The organism is Aquimarina aggregata (genome assembly GCF_001632745.1).
Lineage (GTDB): Bacteria > Bacteroidota > Bacteroidia > Flavobacteriales > Flavobacteriaceae > Aquimarina > Aquimarina aggregata.
Window position 1 is genome coordinate 539,315 of record NZ_LQRT01000013.1, and the last position, 19,101, is coordinate 558,415.

Consider the following 19,101-nt stretch of genomic DNA (forward strand, 5'->3'; position numbering starts at 1 on the left):
CATTATGAAAAACAAAGTGTTATTTATAGTTACTATCATCGTTGTCTTTTTATTAGGCTTACTTGCTTCAAGTATTATTAATAGAAAAAGTGAAGCAAAGTATGCCTTTGTTCCTCAAGTAAACATAAGCGAAAACGAACCTAGAAATGAAGTATGGGGTTTAAACTATCCTAAAGAATATCAATCATCATTACAAACATTAGATACCACATTTGCCTCCTTTCAAGGAGGTTCGCATATGAGAGATGTTCTTGAAGAAGATCCTAATTTAGTGGTTCTATTTGCCGGGTACGGTTTTTCAAAAGATTATAATCAAGGTCGTGGTCATGGTTATGCCATTAAAGATATTCATAATACGCTTAGAACAGGAGGTCCTACAGGAAAAGGAGATGGTCCTATGCCAGCTACTTGTTGGACCTGTAAAAGTCCTGATGTACCTCGATTAATGAATGAAATAGGGATCGCAGAATTCTACAAAGGAAAATGGGCAGATAAAGGTGCAGAAATTGTAAATCCAATTGGTTGTGCAGATTGTCATGATCCTAACAGTATGAAATTACGAATCACCCGCCCCGCATTAGTAGAGGCTTTTGATGCAATGGGCAAAGACATCAATCAAGCTACACACAATGAAATGCGTTCTTTAGTATGCGCACAATGTCATGTAGAATATTATTTTGACAAGAAAATACCAGGAAAAGAAGGTGTTCCATATTTAAAATTTCCATGGAAAAACGGAATGAGTGTTGAAGATATGGAAGAGTATTATGATGCTATTGCTTTTGCCGATTGGGAACATAAAATTTCCAAAACACCTATGCTCAAAGCACAACATCCAGGTTACGAAACTTTTGTAACGGGTATTCACGCACAACGAGGTGTGTCTTGCGCAGATTGTCACATGCCATATAAAAGTGAAGGGGGGCAGAAGTTTACGGATCATCACTTACAATCTCCTTTAAACAATATGCAAAACGCTTGTCAAGTATGCCATCGCGAAGAAGAGGGCAAATTGGTGCGAAATGTATACGAACGTCAACGTAAAGCAAACGAAACAAGATTAAAATTAGAAAGCATATTAGTGAAAGCACATGTAGAAGCTGGTAAATGTTGGGAACTTGGTGCTAGCAAAGATCAGATGGCACCGATCTTACAAGACATTCGTCATGCTCAATGGCGCTGGGATTATGGAGCTGCTTCTCATGGAGCATCATTTCATTCTCCAATAGAAACAGTAAGAGTATTAGCCAGTGGTTTAGTAATTGCACAAGAAGCACGTGTTAAGTTAGTTCGTATGCTAGCTACCCTAGGACATAATCAAGAAGTTGAAATGCCAGACATTTCTACAAAAGAAAAAGCACAACAGTATGTAGGCTTAAATATGGAAAAGCTTCGTGCCGAAAAAGCCGAGTTTAAGAAAACTTTACTCCCGAAATGGATGGAAGAAGCTGTCGTAAGAGAAGCAACATATCCGGATGCTAAGGCATCATCTATTGATGCAACTAATGCTACTTCAGAAGAGAAATAATATACTATTGACATACAAAATTAAGGTACCGTCTTCAATTTAAGATGGTGTCTTTTTATTTTAAACTGAAACATGAATAAATTATATCGCTTCCTATCCTCTCCAAACCTTGCTGTACTTTTATTATTTGTTTTTGCGACATCGATGGCAGTAGCTACTTTTGTTGAAAATGATTTTGGAACAGCAACTGCCTGGAAAGTCATTTACGATGCTTGGTGGTTTGAAATGGTCATGATAGGATTAGGAATTTCTTTTTTTCTAAACACCTTTAAATACAGGTTATGGCGTAAAGAAAAATGGCCAATTTTGATGTTTCATTTGGCATTTATCATCATCTTATTGGGCGCGGGAATTACACGTTATAGCTCTTATGGCGGTATTATGCGTATTAGAGAAGGTGCCAGTTCTAATATAATCATATCCGACGCGAATTACTTAACAGCTAAAATCTCAAATGGAACCAATACTCGAGTCGTTCGCAAAAAAATTGAATTCTCTCCTATTAGTAATAATGATTTTACTATCAACACAAATATTAATGGAACACCTGTAAAAATCTCACATAACAACTTTATTGCAGATGCTATTCCGCAGGTAAAAGAAAATTCTCCTAATGGTAAACCAATGATCGAAATGGTGGTTACTGCAGGGAAAGGTCGACAGAATATATTTTTAGAAAAAGGAGAAATAGAAGCAATTGGTGAACACCAACATTTAGTGGGTTTTGGAATAAATAGAGATGATATTATTACAATTTCCGAAGAAAATGGTGAACTCTTTATTAAAACACCTCGTGAGTTAGGCAACTTTGTGATGGCTACACAAACCGCTAGTACTATTAAAAAAGATAGCTTATATCCACTTGTAATTCGAACCTTATATCGTGATGGTGATGCTTCTTTTGTGCCTATGAAGTATTATCCGAAAGGAGAGTTAGAACTAGTAAGTCTTGCTGACAAACCTAAGGACAATGATGAGATAAAAGACGACGCCGTAAAAGTAGATATTACTATTGGTGATAACACGAAAACTGTCACCATGTTATACCGTGATGGTTTTTTACCCAGTGAGCACGATACAAAAATTAATGATCTCGACATTATAGTATCCTATGGCGCCGAGGCGATAGAAACGCCTTTTGCCGTAAAGTTGAATGATTTTCAATTAGAACGGTATCCTGGATCTACAAGTCCATCTGCTTATGCAAGTGAAGTAACGGTTTTAGATAAAAACAATAGTATAAAAATGCCTTATCGCATCTTTATGAATAATGTCTTGGATTATGGCGGATATCGTTTCTATCAAGCAAGTTATGATACAGATGAAAAAGGAACGGTCTTAGCGGTGAATCATGATGTATTAGGAACAACAATTACCTATCTAGGCTATCTATTGATGGGAATAGGAATGTTTTTTACGCTCTTTGGAAGGAAATCTCACTATGCTGCGGTGAATAAAAAGCTAAAAAAATTAAAAACTAAATTTGCTATTATTGGGGTATTACTGCTTTCTTTTTCTTCGGAAGTGGTTGCTCAAAATACACCTTGGGCTGGTAATGCCAATGCCATAATAGAACAACAACGTATTGATAAAAATCATTCCGAATTGTTTGGCCGATTAATGGTGCAAGATCTGGACGGACGTATTAAACCTATAAATACCCTAGCTTCTGAATTTCTAAGAAAACTGTCTAGAAAACCTTACTTCAAACTCGTACAAAATGAAGAAACCATTACCCTAGATGCCAACCAAGCATTTTTGGCTATGCACGTGGATCCTAATACTTGGCAAAACATTCCTATTATCAAAGTAGATCTTACTAAAGGAGGCGAACTCTTTAAGAATTTACCGATAAGTGATAACGGATTAGTTCCTTTCTCTGGGTTTTTAGATAATGAAGAAGTCTATTTACTAGCCGAAGAAGTAGAAAAAGCTAATAAGAAAAAACCTGCCGAGCGTTCTGAATTTGACAAAGAAGTGATTAAAGTAGATGAGCGCTTCAATATTTTATATAATGTGTTCTCCGGAAATTATTTAAAGGTTTTTCCTAATAGTCTTGATGACACTAATAAATGGCATAGCTATTCCCACAATTTTGAAGATTTCCCTCCAGAAGATGCACGTTTTGCAAAAGGAATTATTCCTCAATATTTTACAGCTTTACTGAAAAAAGATTACGAGAGTGCCTTTGAAAACTTAATGTATATAAAGAAGTTTCAAGACGTTTTGGGTAAAGAAATTATTCCGAGTGATAAACGCATAGCGGCCGAGTTGTGGTACAATGAATTAAACCTCAATTTTTGGTTGTTCCAAGTGTTTTTTACTTTAGGATTTGTACTACTCTTACTAGCAATGGTCAAAATATTTAAACATAGCAAAGGCATTGAGTGGGCTTGGAATATTATTATTGTTACTACGCTCATTAGTTTTTTACTATTTACAGGAAATATTATACTGCGTTGGTATGTGGCACAACACGCACCCTGGAGTAATGGCTATGAAATGCTCGTATTTGTAGCATGGGTATTGTTACTTTGTGGATTGCTTACTTTTAGAAAATCTGATTTTGCTCTGCCATTGGCTACCTTGTTCTCTGGAGCACTCTTATTTGTTAGTTATCTAGATTGGTTAAGCCCTGAGATAACAAATCTAATGCCTGTACTAAAATCGTTTTGGTTAAAAGTGCACGTAGCAACTATTGTAAGTAGTTATGCTCCTCTAGCATTGTCTGCTGTATTAGGCCTTATGGCATTGATTCTAATAATTATCAGAACAGACAAAACCAAGAATGTTATCAACATTAAAATTAAAGAACTTACCTATATTAATGAAATCTCAATGACAATTGGCCTATTTGTATTAACTGTTGGCACATTTTTAGGCGGCATTTGGGCCAATGAATCTTGGGGGCGTTATTGGGCTTGGGACCCTAAAGAAACATGGGCGTTAATTAGTGTTATTGTGTATGCTATTGTATTACATCTGCGATTGATACCAGCATTGAAAAGTAATTTTGTATTAAATACCGCTAGTATATTTGCTTTTTGGTCTATTATTATGACTTCTTTTGGTGTGAACTACTATTTATCTGGATTACATAGCTATGCTGCAGGAGATCCAATACCTATTCCTAATTTTGTGTATGTATTAGCATTACTTATGATACTCTTAGCAGTAACAGCATATTTTAGGAATAAAAAAACAACTTACAAAAAAACTTAACTGTTCTATCAAAATTACTATTAAATTAATTACAAGTCCACCCATTTTTTAAACCCCGTAGCTTTGGCTTTACTTACCACAATGCGCTCTTTGGCTATTGGACTTATATTAACGATTAGTTTACCATTAAAATAGTGTTTAATATTTTCAATTGCATTTCTATTTATGATAAATTGTCTATTCACTCGGTTAAAAACTTCGGGATTTAATTCATCTTCGATATCTTCTAGTTTTTTATCAATGATGTATGCCTTATTTTCTGAGGTAATTGCCTTCACCACACCCGTATCTATATAAAAATAAGCAATATTTTCGATTTTTATAGGCAGTAATTCATCTTTATGATGTACCAGATAAGTGCTTTTATACGGTTTTGTTTTAGCCTGAAGCACTTGCAACATTCCATGAATTTGATTATTTAAAGAACTATCCTCATTAGATCTATTTTTAAACTTTTGAATAGCTTCAGAAAGTTCATCTTCATCAATTGGTTTTAAGAGATAATCTATACTATTTACCTTAAATGCTTTAATTGCATATTGATCATAAGCGGTTGTAAAAATAATAGGTGTTTCTATTTTAACCTGTTCAAAGATTTCAAAAGAAATACCATCTGCTAGGTGAATATCCATAAAAATAAGTGATGCATCAGAAATATTAGAAAAATACTTGATTGCTGTTTTTACAGAATCCAAAACCTTCACCACTTCAATATTTGAATCTATCGTATTCAATAAAAAAATGAGTTGATCACTTGCTGCAATTTCGTCTTCAACAATTATTACTTTCATATGTTTAATTTAAAGGCAGTTTCACTCTAAATACATTCTCTATAGCACTAATGCTGATATGTTGTTTTTTTAGTAAAAAATATCGTTTATCTAAGTTCATCAATCCATTACCTGTACTATCAACAAATGAGGTTCTTAATCGCATCTCATTTTCAACATAAATATCAGAATCTTTTGAATATATGTTTACTTGTAAAGGGTTACTTTCTGAAATCTCATTGTGTTTTACGGCATTTTCTACTAACAATTGCAACGCTAACGGAGGAACTTTCTTTTCCAGATATTCTGCATCTATATCTATATCTATTTTAAAACGATCTCGATATCTACTCTTTACCAAATAGACATAACTATCTAAGAATTTAAGTTCTTCCTGTAAAGAGACTACATCTCTTTCTCCACTTTGTAAAATGTATCGATACATAAAAGATAGCTTTTTTATAAACATTGTTGCCTCCTTATTATCTCGTACTATAGAATTTAAAGAATTTAAAGAATTAAAAAGAAAATGGGGATTGATTTGATTCTTTAGCGCTGTTAGTTCTTTTTGAAGATTTTGTTGTTTAAGTTTTTCGTTCTCTAAAAGATCTTCATGGTGTATTATTTGATATTTCAGAATTCTAGCTATAAAAATTGTAATCATTAAAATTACAAAATACACAAAGTACGTAAATCCAATTTCTGATTCTGATAAAACCTGCCCTGTTACCAAAGGATATACGGTAACGAATAATTGTACTATTCCTAAAAATAATATGGTATTAAACGCAATGGTTAAACTAGTTCTCACAAATAGAGAATACTGTCTATATATACTCTTAAAATTGGTATTAAGTTCTAGAGAAACTAATGATAGTATAAAAAGAAATAAGAAACGAATCATAATATCTTTTACTGAAACCTCTGTAAAAGAATCGATCAACTTCTTAGTAATATCAAATAAAGATAATGTTCTTGGTAAGCTAATCAGCATTGCAATAAGCAATGCTATTCTTAAAATCACAATGTGTTTGATTTTTCTAGAGCTCAATGTAAATAATATCTTCTTTAATTGGTGATTGTTAAATTTACGGAAAATTGGATTGATAATATTAGAATTGCCACTCATGTTTTTATCATTTGTTTTTGAAAATGAAGAAGCCTCCGTTTGGGAGTTAGAGGCTTCTAAGTAGAAATGAAGGTGTGGGGGATACTCTTCATATCTGTATTTAAATCAACATTTTCTTTTTATCACTATCATATCTTATAGGCTTTTAAAAAAAGACAGCCGAAAACACCTACTTAAGTTCCCGACTGTCCGCAATCAACTTAACCTAATTATGAAAAAAATATTTATTTATTTAATTCTTTAACTACCTTTTTAGAGAAGTCTATCGATACTGTCCCAAGAGTTTGTGGATCATCAATCTCTGTTGTAATTACAGACAGTAATTGTTTTTCTTCTGGTTGCGTTAGATCATATACTACCGTTTCAAGGATATATTTTTTAGCATTCTCTGTTAGTACTGTAACCGGTTCAGAATCCATATATACAGTCCCATAATACCCATAAAATCCTCTATAGTATCCTAATCCATAATACGAAGGGTATATCGCATAAAAGGAATCATTTTTACTAGTCGTTTTTGTGTATTCTTCACAATGCTTTAGTACTGTTACAATTACTACGTCTATACCATTATTTTTAAGCTTTTTCTTTATTTCAAGTGTTTCAGATTCAGTCAATTCTTTGGTGGGTGATGATTTGGGAAAAACAACATAACTCTCTACCGAATGGTATCCTTTTTTGTTTAAGTTTTCAACTAAATCGTTCTCAAAACGTATCCTAGCTGTTTGATCATCAGTTTTACTTACCACCATCACCTTTTTACCTTTTATCTTTGGTATTTCAAGATTTCTCCAGGAATCTGTGACTTTTACAGATGAACAACTAGAAAAAAGTATTAATACCATCAAAGTTCCTAATAGTCTGTATTTTGTTTTCATGATTTCTAAATTCTTTAGATGAATAGAAACTTATCATCGTTATTCTTGTACTCCAATAAAAATTCTTCTCTATTTTTATAGCCTTCTTTATGTAGTATACTATTCCAGATATTTTCGGAAATTTTTATTACAATTATTTTTATCCTTTTCATCTTTTTATGGCTTTTGTTTGTTACTAATTTTTCTGTAATCTAGTTTCTAATTGCTGTACCTGCTGCACTACCTAAGAGTTCTAATTTGTGATACCAATTTCTAACTTGTATCTCTAACCTTTTAACAAACTGAGTTCTTATATTTTGTTTAGTTACAGTATCTGTTTCGTTCTCATTTTTGTGATTATAAATAACCTTTAAGTTTACTGTTTCCATCTCTTTAATTTTATTGTTTCAATTAAATTTTTATTCTTATTTCTTATACAAATGTACTTTGAGATTAGCTCTTAATTATTGACTTTTTAGGTGAAACGACCAAGAACGAAAGTGAAGCTTCCTAACTTAATAGTGAGACGTTTTTAGACAAAGGATTAGTAGAAGTAATGGATATAAAAATTATAATAAATGAGCTATAAACACAAAAAAGCCTCTTCACTTTTGGTGGTAAAGAGGTTTGTATAATTTTTATTCAAAATAGTTTAAGGGCGAATTACACTGAAGTAAATTAACACAAAGTATTAGAACAGCAGGAAAATTACCACTTAAATGGTCTTAAACCAAAACCATATTCTATATAATCTGCAGAACCTCCATCTAGTGTTTTAAGACCAATTTGTGCAAAGAAAGTCTTAGAAATGTTATACCGTAGCGCAGGTCTCATAAAATATCCTCCTTTTCCCTTATCATTAGACAAATAGGTTCCTAACTGAAATTTAACCGCTAATTTCCAGAATGAAAAATCATAACCTGCATGTATACCTGCTAATATTCGTTCAGAGGCTTCAACATCGCGAAAACGATTATCATAAAAGAAATCAACACCACCAGTTATTGCATGCATTTCATTAAACTGATGCTCATAATCCAGAACACCAGAAAAAGTTCCAAATACTATATTCGTACCTATTTCTCTATCGGTTTGTCCAATACCTCCTGCTACATATACACTTATAAAATTTCCACCTGTCATATCCCTCGCAGAGCGAGCAGGGCGTTTAAATCTAGCTGGTAATACATTATTTGTATACGGATCATTATCCTTTTTAAATTGAGCTGCATTATAATGGTAGCGCATACCCAAATTAATACCATAAAGGTTAAGACCATTATTGGGTTTAAAAGTAGAACCGTTGCTAAAATGGCTAAAATCAAACCCGTACAATAGATCTAATTCTCGTGTAAATTTATACGCAAAACCAAAATCAATATTAAAATAAACGGCCGCTCTTGCCCCTATAGAAGTGTTTAATTCATTAGTCTCTTCATCAAAAGGATTTAAATTATACGTAATCCCTATAGAAGGTTCTATACTAAAGATATTTCTTTTATCAGATCTTGATATAGGAAAATTCATAAAACCGTAGATTGCATTTGGGTTTCCAAAAACATTAGCATCACTTAAAAACCCTGCATATGCTCCAATACCATAGGATGGATATCCATATCTACTTGCCCAACCTTCTGGATTTGTAGGCTGCCAACCAACTTTGACAGTTACTCCACCATAACCATTATCTAAAATACCACTATTTCCCAAGGCATTATCTGATTTTAGAAAAGCACCAAAATGAGATTTCACTTCTATGAATCTGAATCTATTTTGGGGATTGTTTTCCAGGTTATCTGAAGAAGATTGTGAATTACTAAAAAAATAGGTTAGTAACGTAATAATCAAATAAAGTTTTTTCATAACTGATATCATAATAAATCAAGTAATAACTACCCAAAAACACTTAATAAAAATTTAATAATTAAAGCATTAGAGAGGTCAATAAAAAAAGCACCTACCAAAGGTACAACAATGAATGCCTTGGGTGATCCTCCAAACTTCTTAGTCACCGCGGTCATATTGGCAATAGCTGTAGGTGTTGCGCCCAAAGCTAATCCAGCATACCCTGCACTTATTACAGCTGCGTCATAATCTTTACCCATAATTCTAAAAACAACTACAATTACGAAACCAGAAATCACTAACACCTGTGCAATTACAATTAGAAGTAGTGGTCCTGCTAAATCGGCAAGAGTCCATAATTGAAGGCTCATTAATGACATTGCTAAGAAAAGCCCCAAAGATAAATCCGAAGCCATAGCCAGGGCTTTTGAGTTTTCAGGCTGCCAATCAATTTTTTTAGAAAATACGGGAATTAGATTAGTAACGATAATACCTGCAAACAAAGCTGTGACAAAAGAAGGAAGAGAAAGTCCTATCCAAGAAAGTAACTCATTAATCCCTATACCTAATCCTGCTGTTGAGAAGATGAAGTATATCATTTGTAAAACGTTATTATAATTCATTTCGACAGTATCTCCTTTATTATGGAGGACTCCTACTGTAACTGGTTTACTATCTTTTGGTTTTAGATTGTGTTTTCTTATTAGAAATTTTGCAATGGGCCCTCCTATAAAACCCCCAAGTACTAAGCCAATAGTTGCACAGGCAATACCCATCTCCATGGCATTCGAAATTCCAAAATCATTCTGAAAAGTGGGTACCCAAGCAATAGTTGTACCATGTCCTCCACTGAAAGAAACAGACCCACCTAAAACTCCCGTCACGCTTGGCATACCTGTGATGTAAGCTATGCCAATACCATTTAGGTTTTGGATAAAAAGATATACTACTGCTAATACTAAAAGTAGGATTAATGATTTTCCTCCTTTTAATAGCGTTTTCAATCTTGATGAAAGTCCTATAGTTATAAAAAAGATGATGAGAAGCGCATCTCTCAATTCAAGAGTAAAGTTTACCTCTATCCCTGTAATAGTATACAGAATACCAAAAAATATAGAGAAAATCACTCCACCTGTAACAGGTTCAGGAATGTTATACGCTCTAAAAAAAGATATTTTCTTATTAATGTACTTGCCCAAAAATAATACTAGACAAGCTATAACGATAGTGTCCCTAGGACCTATTTCCATAATTACTTAAGGTTTATAATTTTATCCATAATCAGTTTGTTTAGTATTCTGTCTCATTCAAAACCCAAATCGGATTCCTATGCCAAAAACACTTTGATTACGGCTATCTCCATTGCTGTCCTCACTTTGATCGATATCTGCTGCAACAAAAATGTGACTAGCTTTTTTAAAGTTATATCCAACTTCCACAATTCCGAATTTGGAATCGAAATCTCCTAAGTTTTCATCATCGTCTGGTTTTAAATAATTGAAACCAGCAGCAACATGCCATCTTTGATTAGTTGAGAATTTATAACGAGCATAGAATTCAATACCGGTAGCATCGTAAAAAATATCCCCAACTTGTTGATGTTGTTTTAAAATAGCGTAAGATGCAGCTACCGTAAAGCGATCTTTTTCAAAAGAAGCAGAAGTAACGAAGGCTTCATCTCCCTCTTTTGCTTGATTTGGTAATGGGTCTTCAACTCCGTCATTCACTTTATTATAACCGGCTCCAATGGTAAATCCATCAATAGTATAGTTCACACCAAACCCATAAGTATCTATACTCTCACTATTATCAGAAATGTTTCTTGCTTGCATTTGGGCTCCTAATGTAAGCCCTTTGTTCTTATATTTTAGAATAAAAACCTGATTCGCACGACCTGTACCCGAAATTCCTCCATCAGAGATATTCCAAACACCAATAGCAGCTCCTCCAAAGGCAAGGAAACGATCTATCTGATTCGCACCTAAAGTATAATACACGGAGTTTTGTTTCCCAAATGTAAATTCAAAATCTTGATAAGATACTCCCACAAATCCTAATCTTGCAAAAACGGCATCCCCTACTTGTGCAATTCCTGCTCCAGGGTCAACCGCAAACTCTACCGTATCGTCTCTGGATACCAGGTTTACACCAAATTCAATCCCACCAATAACATTAAAATTTTCTGCTTCGTCATTGGACAACGCATGTTTAAATTTTAACCCTATACGAGGCGCATTATTAGAAATTCCTATTTCACCTTCTTCGGCAAAACCAGCCCCAATTCGTATAGTACCATAAGGCGTAACCCGAGAGGTGATTTCTTCTATCCAATTTGAGTCTTTTGTTTCAGTTTCTGAAGTTGTTGTTTCTTCAGGGATAGTGGTTTGTGCTGATATTCCATTCATTAGGAACAAAGCCATAACAATCATTAGTATTTTTATCAAAGGTAAATTGGCGTTTTTCATTTTATATATTTTTAAAAAAACAGGGTTAACCAAATAACTTAGCTTTAGCATTACGAGCATTCATTTCTGCTATATTTAGTATTGAAATTTCCTCTGGACATTCTACTTCACAGGCACCTGTAAACGTGCAACTACCAAATCCTTCAATTTCCATTTGATAGGTCATCTCTTGTACACGTTTGTGTTCTTCTGCTTTTCCTTGTGGTAGTTGATTTAAGTGATTAATCTTTGCCGAAGTAAATAAGGCTGCAGAAGAATTCTTACAGGTAGCTACACATGCTCCACATCCAATACAGGCAGCAGCATCCATAGCGTTATCTGACACTTCTTTGGGTATAGGAATTGCATTGGCCTCTGGTGCGGTTCCTGTTTTTGCGGTTATATATGCTCCTTGCTCTATAATTCTATCAAAAGCAGAACGGTCTACAATCAAATCTTTAATCACCGGAAAAGAAGAGGCTCTCCAAGGTTCTACAACAATAGTATCTCCATCTTTAAAGCTACGCATATGCAATTGACAGGTAGTCATATTATCGTGTGGGCCATGTGCACGACCATTAATAAAAACGCCACATTGCCCACAAATTCCTTCGCGACAATCATATTCGTAAGCAATTACTTTTTCGTTTTTAAGAACCAATAATTCATTTAAATGATCCAGTGCTTCGAGAAAAGACATATCACCAGTCAATCCGTCAACTTCATAGTCTCTAATCGCTCCTTTATAGTCAGGTCCTTCCTGTCTCCATATTTTGAATGTTACTTGCATAATATATCATTTATAACTTCTAACCGAAGGTTTTACAAATTCAAATTCTAGTTCTTCCTTGTGCAGCTTAAAATCGCCATCATCATACTCCCAAGCAGATACATATGAATAGTCGTCATCTACTCTCACGGCTTCACCATCTTCAGTCTGGAATTCTTCTCTAAAATGTGCTCCACAAGATTCATCACGCTCCAACGCATCGGTACACATAAGGATACCTAGTTCAATAAAATCGGCTAATCGTAAAGCTTTTTCGAGTTCTGTATTTAATTCTTTACTATCTCCTGTAACTTTTACATCATTCCAGAACTCATTTCGTATTATTTCTATTTGTTCTATCGCTTTTTCAAGACCATCTTTGTTGCGACTCATAGCACACTCTTGCCACATCACCTTGCCTAATTCTCTATGGAAATGATCTACAGTTTTTGTTCCATTAATATTTAAAATGCTATCAATACTAGCTTTCACCTCTTTTTCAGCCTTTTCAAATTCAGGATGGTCTGTAGTAGGATGCTCTTCTTTTAAAGCGCTTGCCAGATAATTATTAATTGTATTGGGTAATACGAAATACCCATCAATACTCGCTTGAAGCAGGGAATTTGCACCTAGACGATTTGCACCATGATCAGAGAAATTACATTCTCCTATAGCATATAAACCTGGAATAGTCGTCATTAATTCATAATCTACCCACAATCCACCCATAGAGAAATGAGCTGCAGGTGAAATTTGCATGGGTTCTTTATAAGCGTCAATCCCTGTAATTTTTTTATACATCGTAAACAGATTACCATAACGATCTTTTATGGTCTGGATTCCGAATTTTTCGATTGCATGTTTAAAATCGAGATATACGGCATTCTTTAATCTACCAACGCCATATCCTGCATCTATTCTTTCTTTTGCGGCTCGCGAAGCAATATCACGAGGTGCTAAGTTTCCAAAACTTGGATATCTACGTTCTAAATAGTAATCTCGTTCTTCTTCAGGGATATCGTTTGCTTTTCTGGCATCTTCTTGTTGTTTAGGCACCCATATTCTTCCATCATTTCGTAAAGATTCAGACATCAAAGTAAGCTTAGATTGTGCTTCACTGGATTGTGGTAAGGCTGTAGGATGAATTTGTGTAAAACTAGGAGCTGCAAATAAGGCACCTTTTTTATGAGCTTTCCATAAGGCACTACCATTACAACCAATAGCCAGTGTAGATAATCTAAAAACACGAGAATATCCACCAGTAGCAAGTACTACTGCATCTGCCGCGTAGCGTTTTAATTCACCTGTTACCAAATCACGAACAATGATTCCTTTTGCTTTTCCATTAATAACTACCAAATCTAGCATTTCACTACGTGGGAACATTTTTACCTTCTTAGCACGTACCATTTTATACAACTGAGAATATGCAGCCATTAATAATTGTTGCCCTGTTTGCCCTCTGGCATAAAAAGTACGTTGTACCTGTACTCCCCCAAAACTGCGATTAACCAATACGCCTCCATATTCTCTTGCAAAGGGAACTCCTTGTTGTACATAATGATCAATCAGTGGAGCTGATAATTCTGCAAGTCTATACGTATTGGCTTCACGAGATCTAAAATCTCCTCCTTTTAAGGTATCATAAAACATTCTCCAAACACTATCTCCATCATGTTGATAATTCTTAGCTGCATTGATGCCTCCCTGTGCTGCTACAGAGTGTGCCCTTCTGGCAGAATCCTGGTAACAAAAGCACTGTACATCATATCCTAATTCTGCAAGCGTAGAAGCTGCTCCTGCACCGGAAAGTCCTGAACCTACGACAATAACATTTAACTTCTTTTTATTGGCAGGGTTAATTAATTGTGATGTAACCTGATAGTTACGCCACTTGTCTTCTAGTTTTCCTTCTGGAATTTTTGAATCTAATTTCATACTACTGCTACTATTTGAAATAAACAATGAATGGTATAATCCCGAAACCAATACCCATAATGAGAGCATAACCCAAAGAGAACTTTGCTATAATCTTTAATCCTTTTTTATGATAAAAGCCTAAAGTCTTAAAACCGCTTTTAAAACCATGATACAAGTGAAATGCCAGAGGTACCGAAATAATCGTATAAAAAATAACATAATAAATGTTTTGAAAAAGACTATACGTTACTTCATATACATCTTTATTTCCCTGTATATCTAATCCTACTGCATCACCAAATCCTAATTTGATACGCGCCCAAAAATTTACTAAATGTATCACGATAAAGATCAAAATAAGAGTTCCTAAAACCCCCATGTTTCGAGAAGACCAGGTGCTATTTTCGTTAGCGTGATTCATAACATATTTTTGTGGTTTAGCTTTTCTGTTTCTGATAGTAATCAATAATGCATATACCACATGAAGAATAATAGATAGATACAACAAATAGGCAACAATCTTTATCAAAGGGTTTTCTCTTAATGTAGTCGAATATGAATTATACATTCCTCTTGCGATATCTTCTGGCAGCAGAAGAATGCAGTTAGCAGAGAGATGTACTATTAAGAAAACACATAAGAATAATCCTGTTCCTGCAACTAATGTTTTTCTAAAAAACAACGGATTTATTGGCATAATTTATTTCTGTTAAATTAGTACGTATAAAAAAGTTCTTGCATATCATTTAATTTTTCACCCTTAGAAAGTGCAAGCATTAATAAAATTCTCGCTTTAGCAGGGTTTAAATCTCCTGATGCGATCGTATGATAATCGGCATCTTTAAATTCATTGTCTCGCAAAACCCATCCCGTGGCTGCTCGGGTGCTTCTGACAATAATCACACCGTGGTCTTCGTACGCCTTTTTAGCTGCTTTCAAGATTGCATCCGTCATATTACCATTTCCAACACCTGCAATTACAATACCTTTGGCACCAGCTTTCACATGCATATCTATTAAATCTGGAGACATATCAGCATAGGCATAGATAATATCCACACGAGGCAATTCTTTAACACCAGTTATCGAAAACTTACTAGTGTTTCCAAATTTAGTGTTAGGCTCACGAAAAAAGCCTAGTCTACCGTAAAACACACCTCCTAACATTCCTTTAATCGGAGATTGAAAACTGTTCACATTAGTCGTATTCATTTTACTCACGTCACGAGCAGCATGTATTTGATCATTAAGTGATACCATCACACCTTTTCCTTTGGCTTCTGGATTTGAGGCGATAGCAACAGCATTGTATAGATTCAATGGACCTTCTGCACTTATGGATGTTGAGGAACGCATAGAACCTGTAGTAACCACTGGTTTATCACTTTTGACAACCAAACTTAGAAAATACGCCGTTTCTTCTTGCGTATCAGTACCATGGGTTACGACTATACCATCTACATCATCAGAAGCTAACAGTTCATTAATACGATTTGCCAATTTCAACCAGATTTCTACCGTTATATCTTGTGACCCTACATTGGCAACTTGTTCTCCAGAAACATCGGCTAGTTTTTTTATACCAGGAACTGCATTAATCATGGTCTGAATCCCAATTTGACCTGCAGAGTAACTACCAGAAGTTGCCGATGAAGCAGCCCCTGCTATAGTACCTCCTGTTGCTAGAATTTTAACATTTGGGAGGTCTGTGTCTTGAGCAAACCCAACAGCAGTTAAAGTAACTGCAATTAGAAAAGCCACTATTTTTATATTTAGGAATTTCATAATAAAAGAGTTTATAATTCTCTATTTTTTTTGAACAATCAATTCTGTTTATGTAATGCAGCTGTATATTTAGGATGCATCAAATTATCTACGCTTAGAATTTTATCTAATTCTTCTTCTGAAAGCAATTCCTTCTCCAATACTAATTCACGAATGCTTTTACCTGTAGCAACAGCTTCTTTCCCAATAACATCACCCATATGGTGGCCAATGTATGGGTTAAGAAAAGTAATGATCCCTACTGAATTGAATACCATTTGCTTGGTATGTTCTTCATTTGATGTAATACCATCAATACATTTTTTAGCAAGAGTAACGCAAGCATTAGAGAGTAGTTCAACCGACTCGAACATACATTGTGCTATTACTGGCTCCATAACGTTTAACTGTAATTGTCCTGCTTCTGAAGCAAATGAAATTGTCACATCATTTCCTATAATCTTAAAACATACCTGATTTACTACTTCAGGAATTACCGGATTTACCTTCGCTGGCATGATCGAAGAACCAGCTTGCATTTCTGGAAGGTTAATTTCATTTAATCCACATCTGGGCCCAGAAGAAAGTAATCTTAAATCATTACAAATTTTAGACAACTTAACTGCTGTTCTTTTCAAAGCTCCAGAAATCATAACATAAGCTCCACAGTCAGAAGTAGCTTCTATCAAATTGGCTGCAGGCACAAAACTAGCTTTTGTGAATTGTTGTAAATATCCTATGGACAGTTCTGTGAAACCATCTGGTGCATTTACTCGTGTTCCGATTGCTGTAGCGCCCAGATTAACTTCTAAAATGAGATCACGACAATTTTTTAAGTTTTTTGTTTCTTCTTTTAGATTAGAAGACCAAGCTCCAAATTCATCTCCCAAAGACATAGGTACAGCATCTTGTAATTGCGTTCTCCCCATTTTAATGACTTTTTTAAATTCGGCAGCTTTTCTATCGAAACTAGTCGTTAACACATTGATTTTTTCCAACAAATGATTGATATAATAATAAACAGCTACTCTAAAACCTGTTGGATATGCATCGTTCGTTGATTGTGATTTATTTACATGATCATTAGGATGTAGAATATCATAACTTCCTTTCTCATGACCATTCAAAACAAGACCTACATTTGCAATTACCTCATTGGCATTCATATTTACAGAAGTACCTGCTCCTCCTTGAAATACATCTGAAGGAAAGTATGCTATATACTTATATACATTTTCTAGAATTTCATCACATGCTTGAATAATCATATCTGCTTTATCGGATGGAATCGTTCCTATTTCTTTATTAGCGCATGCACAAGCCTTTTTAGTAACTACTAATCCTTTTACAAAAAATGGATAGTCTCCTATTACTGAATTTGAAATTTCAAAATTATTAATGGCCCTTTGTGTGTGAACTCCATAGTATAGGCTTTCGTCTATTTCTAATTTTCCTAATAAGTCTTCTTCTACTCTCGTTTTCATCTTTATATATTTTCTTGTTTTTTTATTGCTTTATAATATCATACTGCCAAATAGAAATCCAAATGCAACACTTGCGGCAATGGTAACCGTTCCCGGTATAATAAATGAATGATTAAATACATATTTTCCTATTTTGGTAGAACCTGTGTCGTCCATTTCTACCGCGGCCAATAAGGTTGGATATGTAGGCAATACAAATAATGCGCTAACCGCTGCAAAAGACGCAATGGCTGCTAGTGGACTTACTCCCAAAGCCAATGCCGCTGGCATTAATGCTGTTGTAGTAGCCGCTTGTGAATACAAAAGCATACTCGCAAAGAATAATACAATAGCTAGCAACCAAGAATACTGATTCAATAATCCACCTGCGGCTTCCTTGATTTCTTCAATATGATTGCTCACAAAGGTGTCTCCTAACCAGGCAACACCCAAAACACAAATACATGCACTCATGCCTGATTTGAAAGTTGACATTCCTGGTATATCACTAAGCTTAATCTTACAAACCAATGCTATAACCATAGCTGCAAGCAACATAATTGCCATTATTGCATGATTACGCCCAATTGTTGGATCTGCAATTAGACCTACTTTTTTTGAAATCAAACTAGCATAGGTAACTATAATTAGAATAGCCGCCCCAAATATTGCAACAGAATATTTTGAGCTTTTTGAATTTTCTTGACGCTCTCCACTTTTTTGTTTCACAAGTCCAGCCTTAAGTCTTTCTTGATAAACTGGATCTTCTGAAAGTGGTTTACCTAATCTATTAGCCACGATTGCACCAACCATACAGGCTAAAATTGTAGAAGGAATTGCCACACCTAACAACTGTAGATAGGACACTCCTAAAGGCTCAAGAAAGCTCGCAAAAATCACTACTGCCGCTGAGATCGGTGAAGCTGTAATTGCAATTTGAGATGCTACCACCGAAATACTTAAAGGTTTTGAAGGTCTTATATTACCTTCTTTTGCTACTTCAGTAATTACAGGTAAAGCTGCATAAGCCGTATGTCCTGTACCTGCAAGTAATGTCATCCAATACGTAACCGTAGGAGCGATAAAAGTAACTCGTTTTGGGTTTTTGCGGAGAATTTTTTCTGATAAATGAACTAAGTAATCTAAGCCACCTGCACGCTGCATTGCAGCAATAGCAGAAATTACTGCCATAATAATCAAAATCACATCTACAGGCACAGAACCTGCTTCTAATCCAAAAATAAGAGTCAATACCACGACACCAGCACCACCGGCATAACCAATACCTATACCTCCCATTTTTGAACCTAAAAAAATAAAAAAGAGAACAACAAGTAATTCTATCCAGATCATAATACTTTATTTAGTTATTTAAAATCGTATACTTAAA

At 34.7% G+C, this 19,101-nt stretch carries 16 protein-coding genes; 2 read left to right on the top strand and 14 right to left on the bottom strand.

The features are described 5' to 3' along the window. Nucleotides 1-4: 4 nt before the first annotated feature. A complete protein-coding gene (nrfA, locus tag AWE51_RS13690) occupies nucleotides 5-1,528 on the top strand; it encodes an ammonia-forming cytochrome c nitrite reductase (RefSeq protein WP_066314341.1) in 1,524 nt (507 codons plus the stop codon). Between the two features lie 72 nt (nucleotides 1,529-1,600). Continuing rightward, nucleotides 1,601-4,750, top strand: a complete 3,150-nt coding sequence (gene ccsA / locus AWE51_RS13695) for a cytochrome c biogenesis protein (protein ID WP_066314343.1) — start codon at nucleotides 1,601-1,603, stop codon at nucleotides 4,748-4,750. A gap of 29 nt (nucleotides 4,751-4,779) precedes the next feature. On the opposite strand, the gene AWE51_RS13700 is transcribed toward ccsA, so the two are convergent. The 14 genes from AWE51_RS13700 to AWE51_RS13755 form a co-directional block, all read right to left on the bottom strand. Beyond that, nucleotides 4,780-5,541 (bottom strand): LytR/AlgR family response regulator transcription factor, encoded by a 762-nt coding sequence (locus AWE51_RS13700; RefSeq protein ID WP_066314344.1) that lies wholly within the window; start codon nucleotides 5,539-5,541, stop codon nucleotides 4,780-4,782. A 4-nt stretch (nucleotides 5,542-5,545) separates the two neighbouring features. Further along, nucleotides 5,546-6,649: a sensor histidine kinase gene (locus tag AWE51_RS13705; RefSeq protein ID WP_066314346.1), complete on the bottom strand. Its 1,104-nt coding sequence runs from the start codon at nucleotides 6,647-6,649 to the stop codon at nucleotides 5,546-5,548. Nucleotides 6,650-6,873: 224 nt separating this feature from the next. Further along, the gene (locus AWE51_RS13710) at nucleotides 6,874-7,527 is read right to left on the bottom strand and encodes a hypothetical protein (RefSeq protein ID WP_066314348.1); all 654 of its coding nucleotides are present in this window, start codon (nucleotides 7,525-7,527) and stop codon (nucleotides 6,874-6,876) included. A gap of 14 nt (nucleotides 7,528-7,541) precedes the next feature. Then, nucleotides 7,542-7,679 (bottom strand): hypothetical protein, encoded by a 138-nt coding sequence (locus AWE51_RS27015; RefSeq protein WP_157766096.1) that lies wholly within the window; start codon nucleotides 7,677-7,679, stop codon nucleotides 7,542-7,544. Between the two features lie 39 nt (nucleotides 7,680-7,718). Next, nucleotides 7,719-7,895, bottom strand: coding sequence for a hypothetical protein (locus AWE51_RS26500; protein WP_157766097.1), 177 nt, complete (start codon nucleotides 7,893-7,895; stop codon nucleotides 7,719-7,721). 319 nt (nucleotides 7,896-8,214) lie between these two features. Next, nucleotides 8,215-9,369, bottom strand: a complete 1,155-nt coding sequence (locus AWE51_RS13715; protein WP_157766098.1) for an acyloxyacyl hydrolase — start codon at nucleotides 9,367-9,369, stop codon at nucleotides 8,215-8,217. 29 nt (nucleotides 9,370-9,398) lie between these two features. Continuing rightward, entirely contained in the window at nucleotides 9,399-10,601 is a 1,203-nt protein-coding gene (gltS, locus tag AWE51_RS13720; RefSeq protein WP_066314355.1) for a sodium/glutamate symporter, read from the bottom strand. Between the two features lie 57 nt (nucleotides 10,602-10,658). Then, entirely contained in the window at nucleotides 10,659-11,816 is a 1,158-nt protein-coding gene (locus AWE51_RS13725; protein ID WP_157766099.1) for a porin, read from the bottom strand. 25 nt (nucleotides 11,817-11,841) lie between these two features. Continuing rightward, entirely contained in the window at nucleotides 11,842-12,585 is a 744-nt protein-coding gene (locus AWE51_RS13730; RefSeq protein ID WP_066314357.1) for a succinate dehydrogenase/fumarate reductase iron-sulfur subunit, read from the bottom strand. A 6-nt stretch (nucleotides 12,586-12,591) separates the two neighbouring features. After that, the gene (locus tag AWE51_RS13735; protein WP_066314358.1) at nucleotides 12,592-14,502 is read right to left on the bottom strand and encodes a fumarate reductase/succinate dehydrogenase flavoprotein subunit; all 1,911 of its coding nucleotides are present in this window, start codon (nucleotides 14,500-14,502) and stop codon (nucleotides 12,592-12,594) included. A 10-nt stretch (nucleotides 14,503-14,512) separates the two neighbouring features. Beyond that, nucleotides 14,513-15,181, bottom strand: a complete 669-nt coding sequence (locus tag AWE51_RS13740) for a succinate dehydrogenase cytochrome b subunit (RefSeq protein ID WP_082832438.1) — start codon at nucleotides 15,179-15,181, stop codon at nucleotides 14,513-14,515. A 17-nt stretch (nucleotides 15,182-15,198) separates the two neighbouring features. Beyond that, nucleotides 15,199-16,269, bottom strand: a complete 1,071-nt coding sequence (locus AWE51_RS13745; RefSeq protein WP_066314360.1) for a type II asparaginase — start codon at nucleotides 16,267-16,269, stop codon at nucleotides 15,199-15,201. A 38-nt stretch (nucleotides 16,270-16,307) separates the two neighbouring features. Next, the gene (gene aspA, locus AWE51_RS13750; RefSeq protein WP_066314361.1) at nucleotides 16,308-17,732 is read right to left on the bottom strand and encodes an aspartate ammonia-lyase; all 1,425 of its coding nucleotides are present in this window, start codon (nucleotides 17,730-17,732) and stop codon (nucleotides 16,308-16,310) included. A gap of 30 nt (nucleotides 17,733-17,762) precedes the next feature. Next, nucleotides 17,763-19,064, bottom strand: coding sequence for an anaerobic C4-dicarboxylate transporter (locus tag AWE51_RS13755; protein WP_066314362.1), 1,302 nt, complete (start codon nucleotides 19,062-19,064; stop codon nucleotides 17,763-17,765). Between the last annotated feature and the right edge of the window lie 37 nt (nucleotides 19,065-19,101).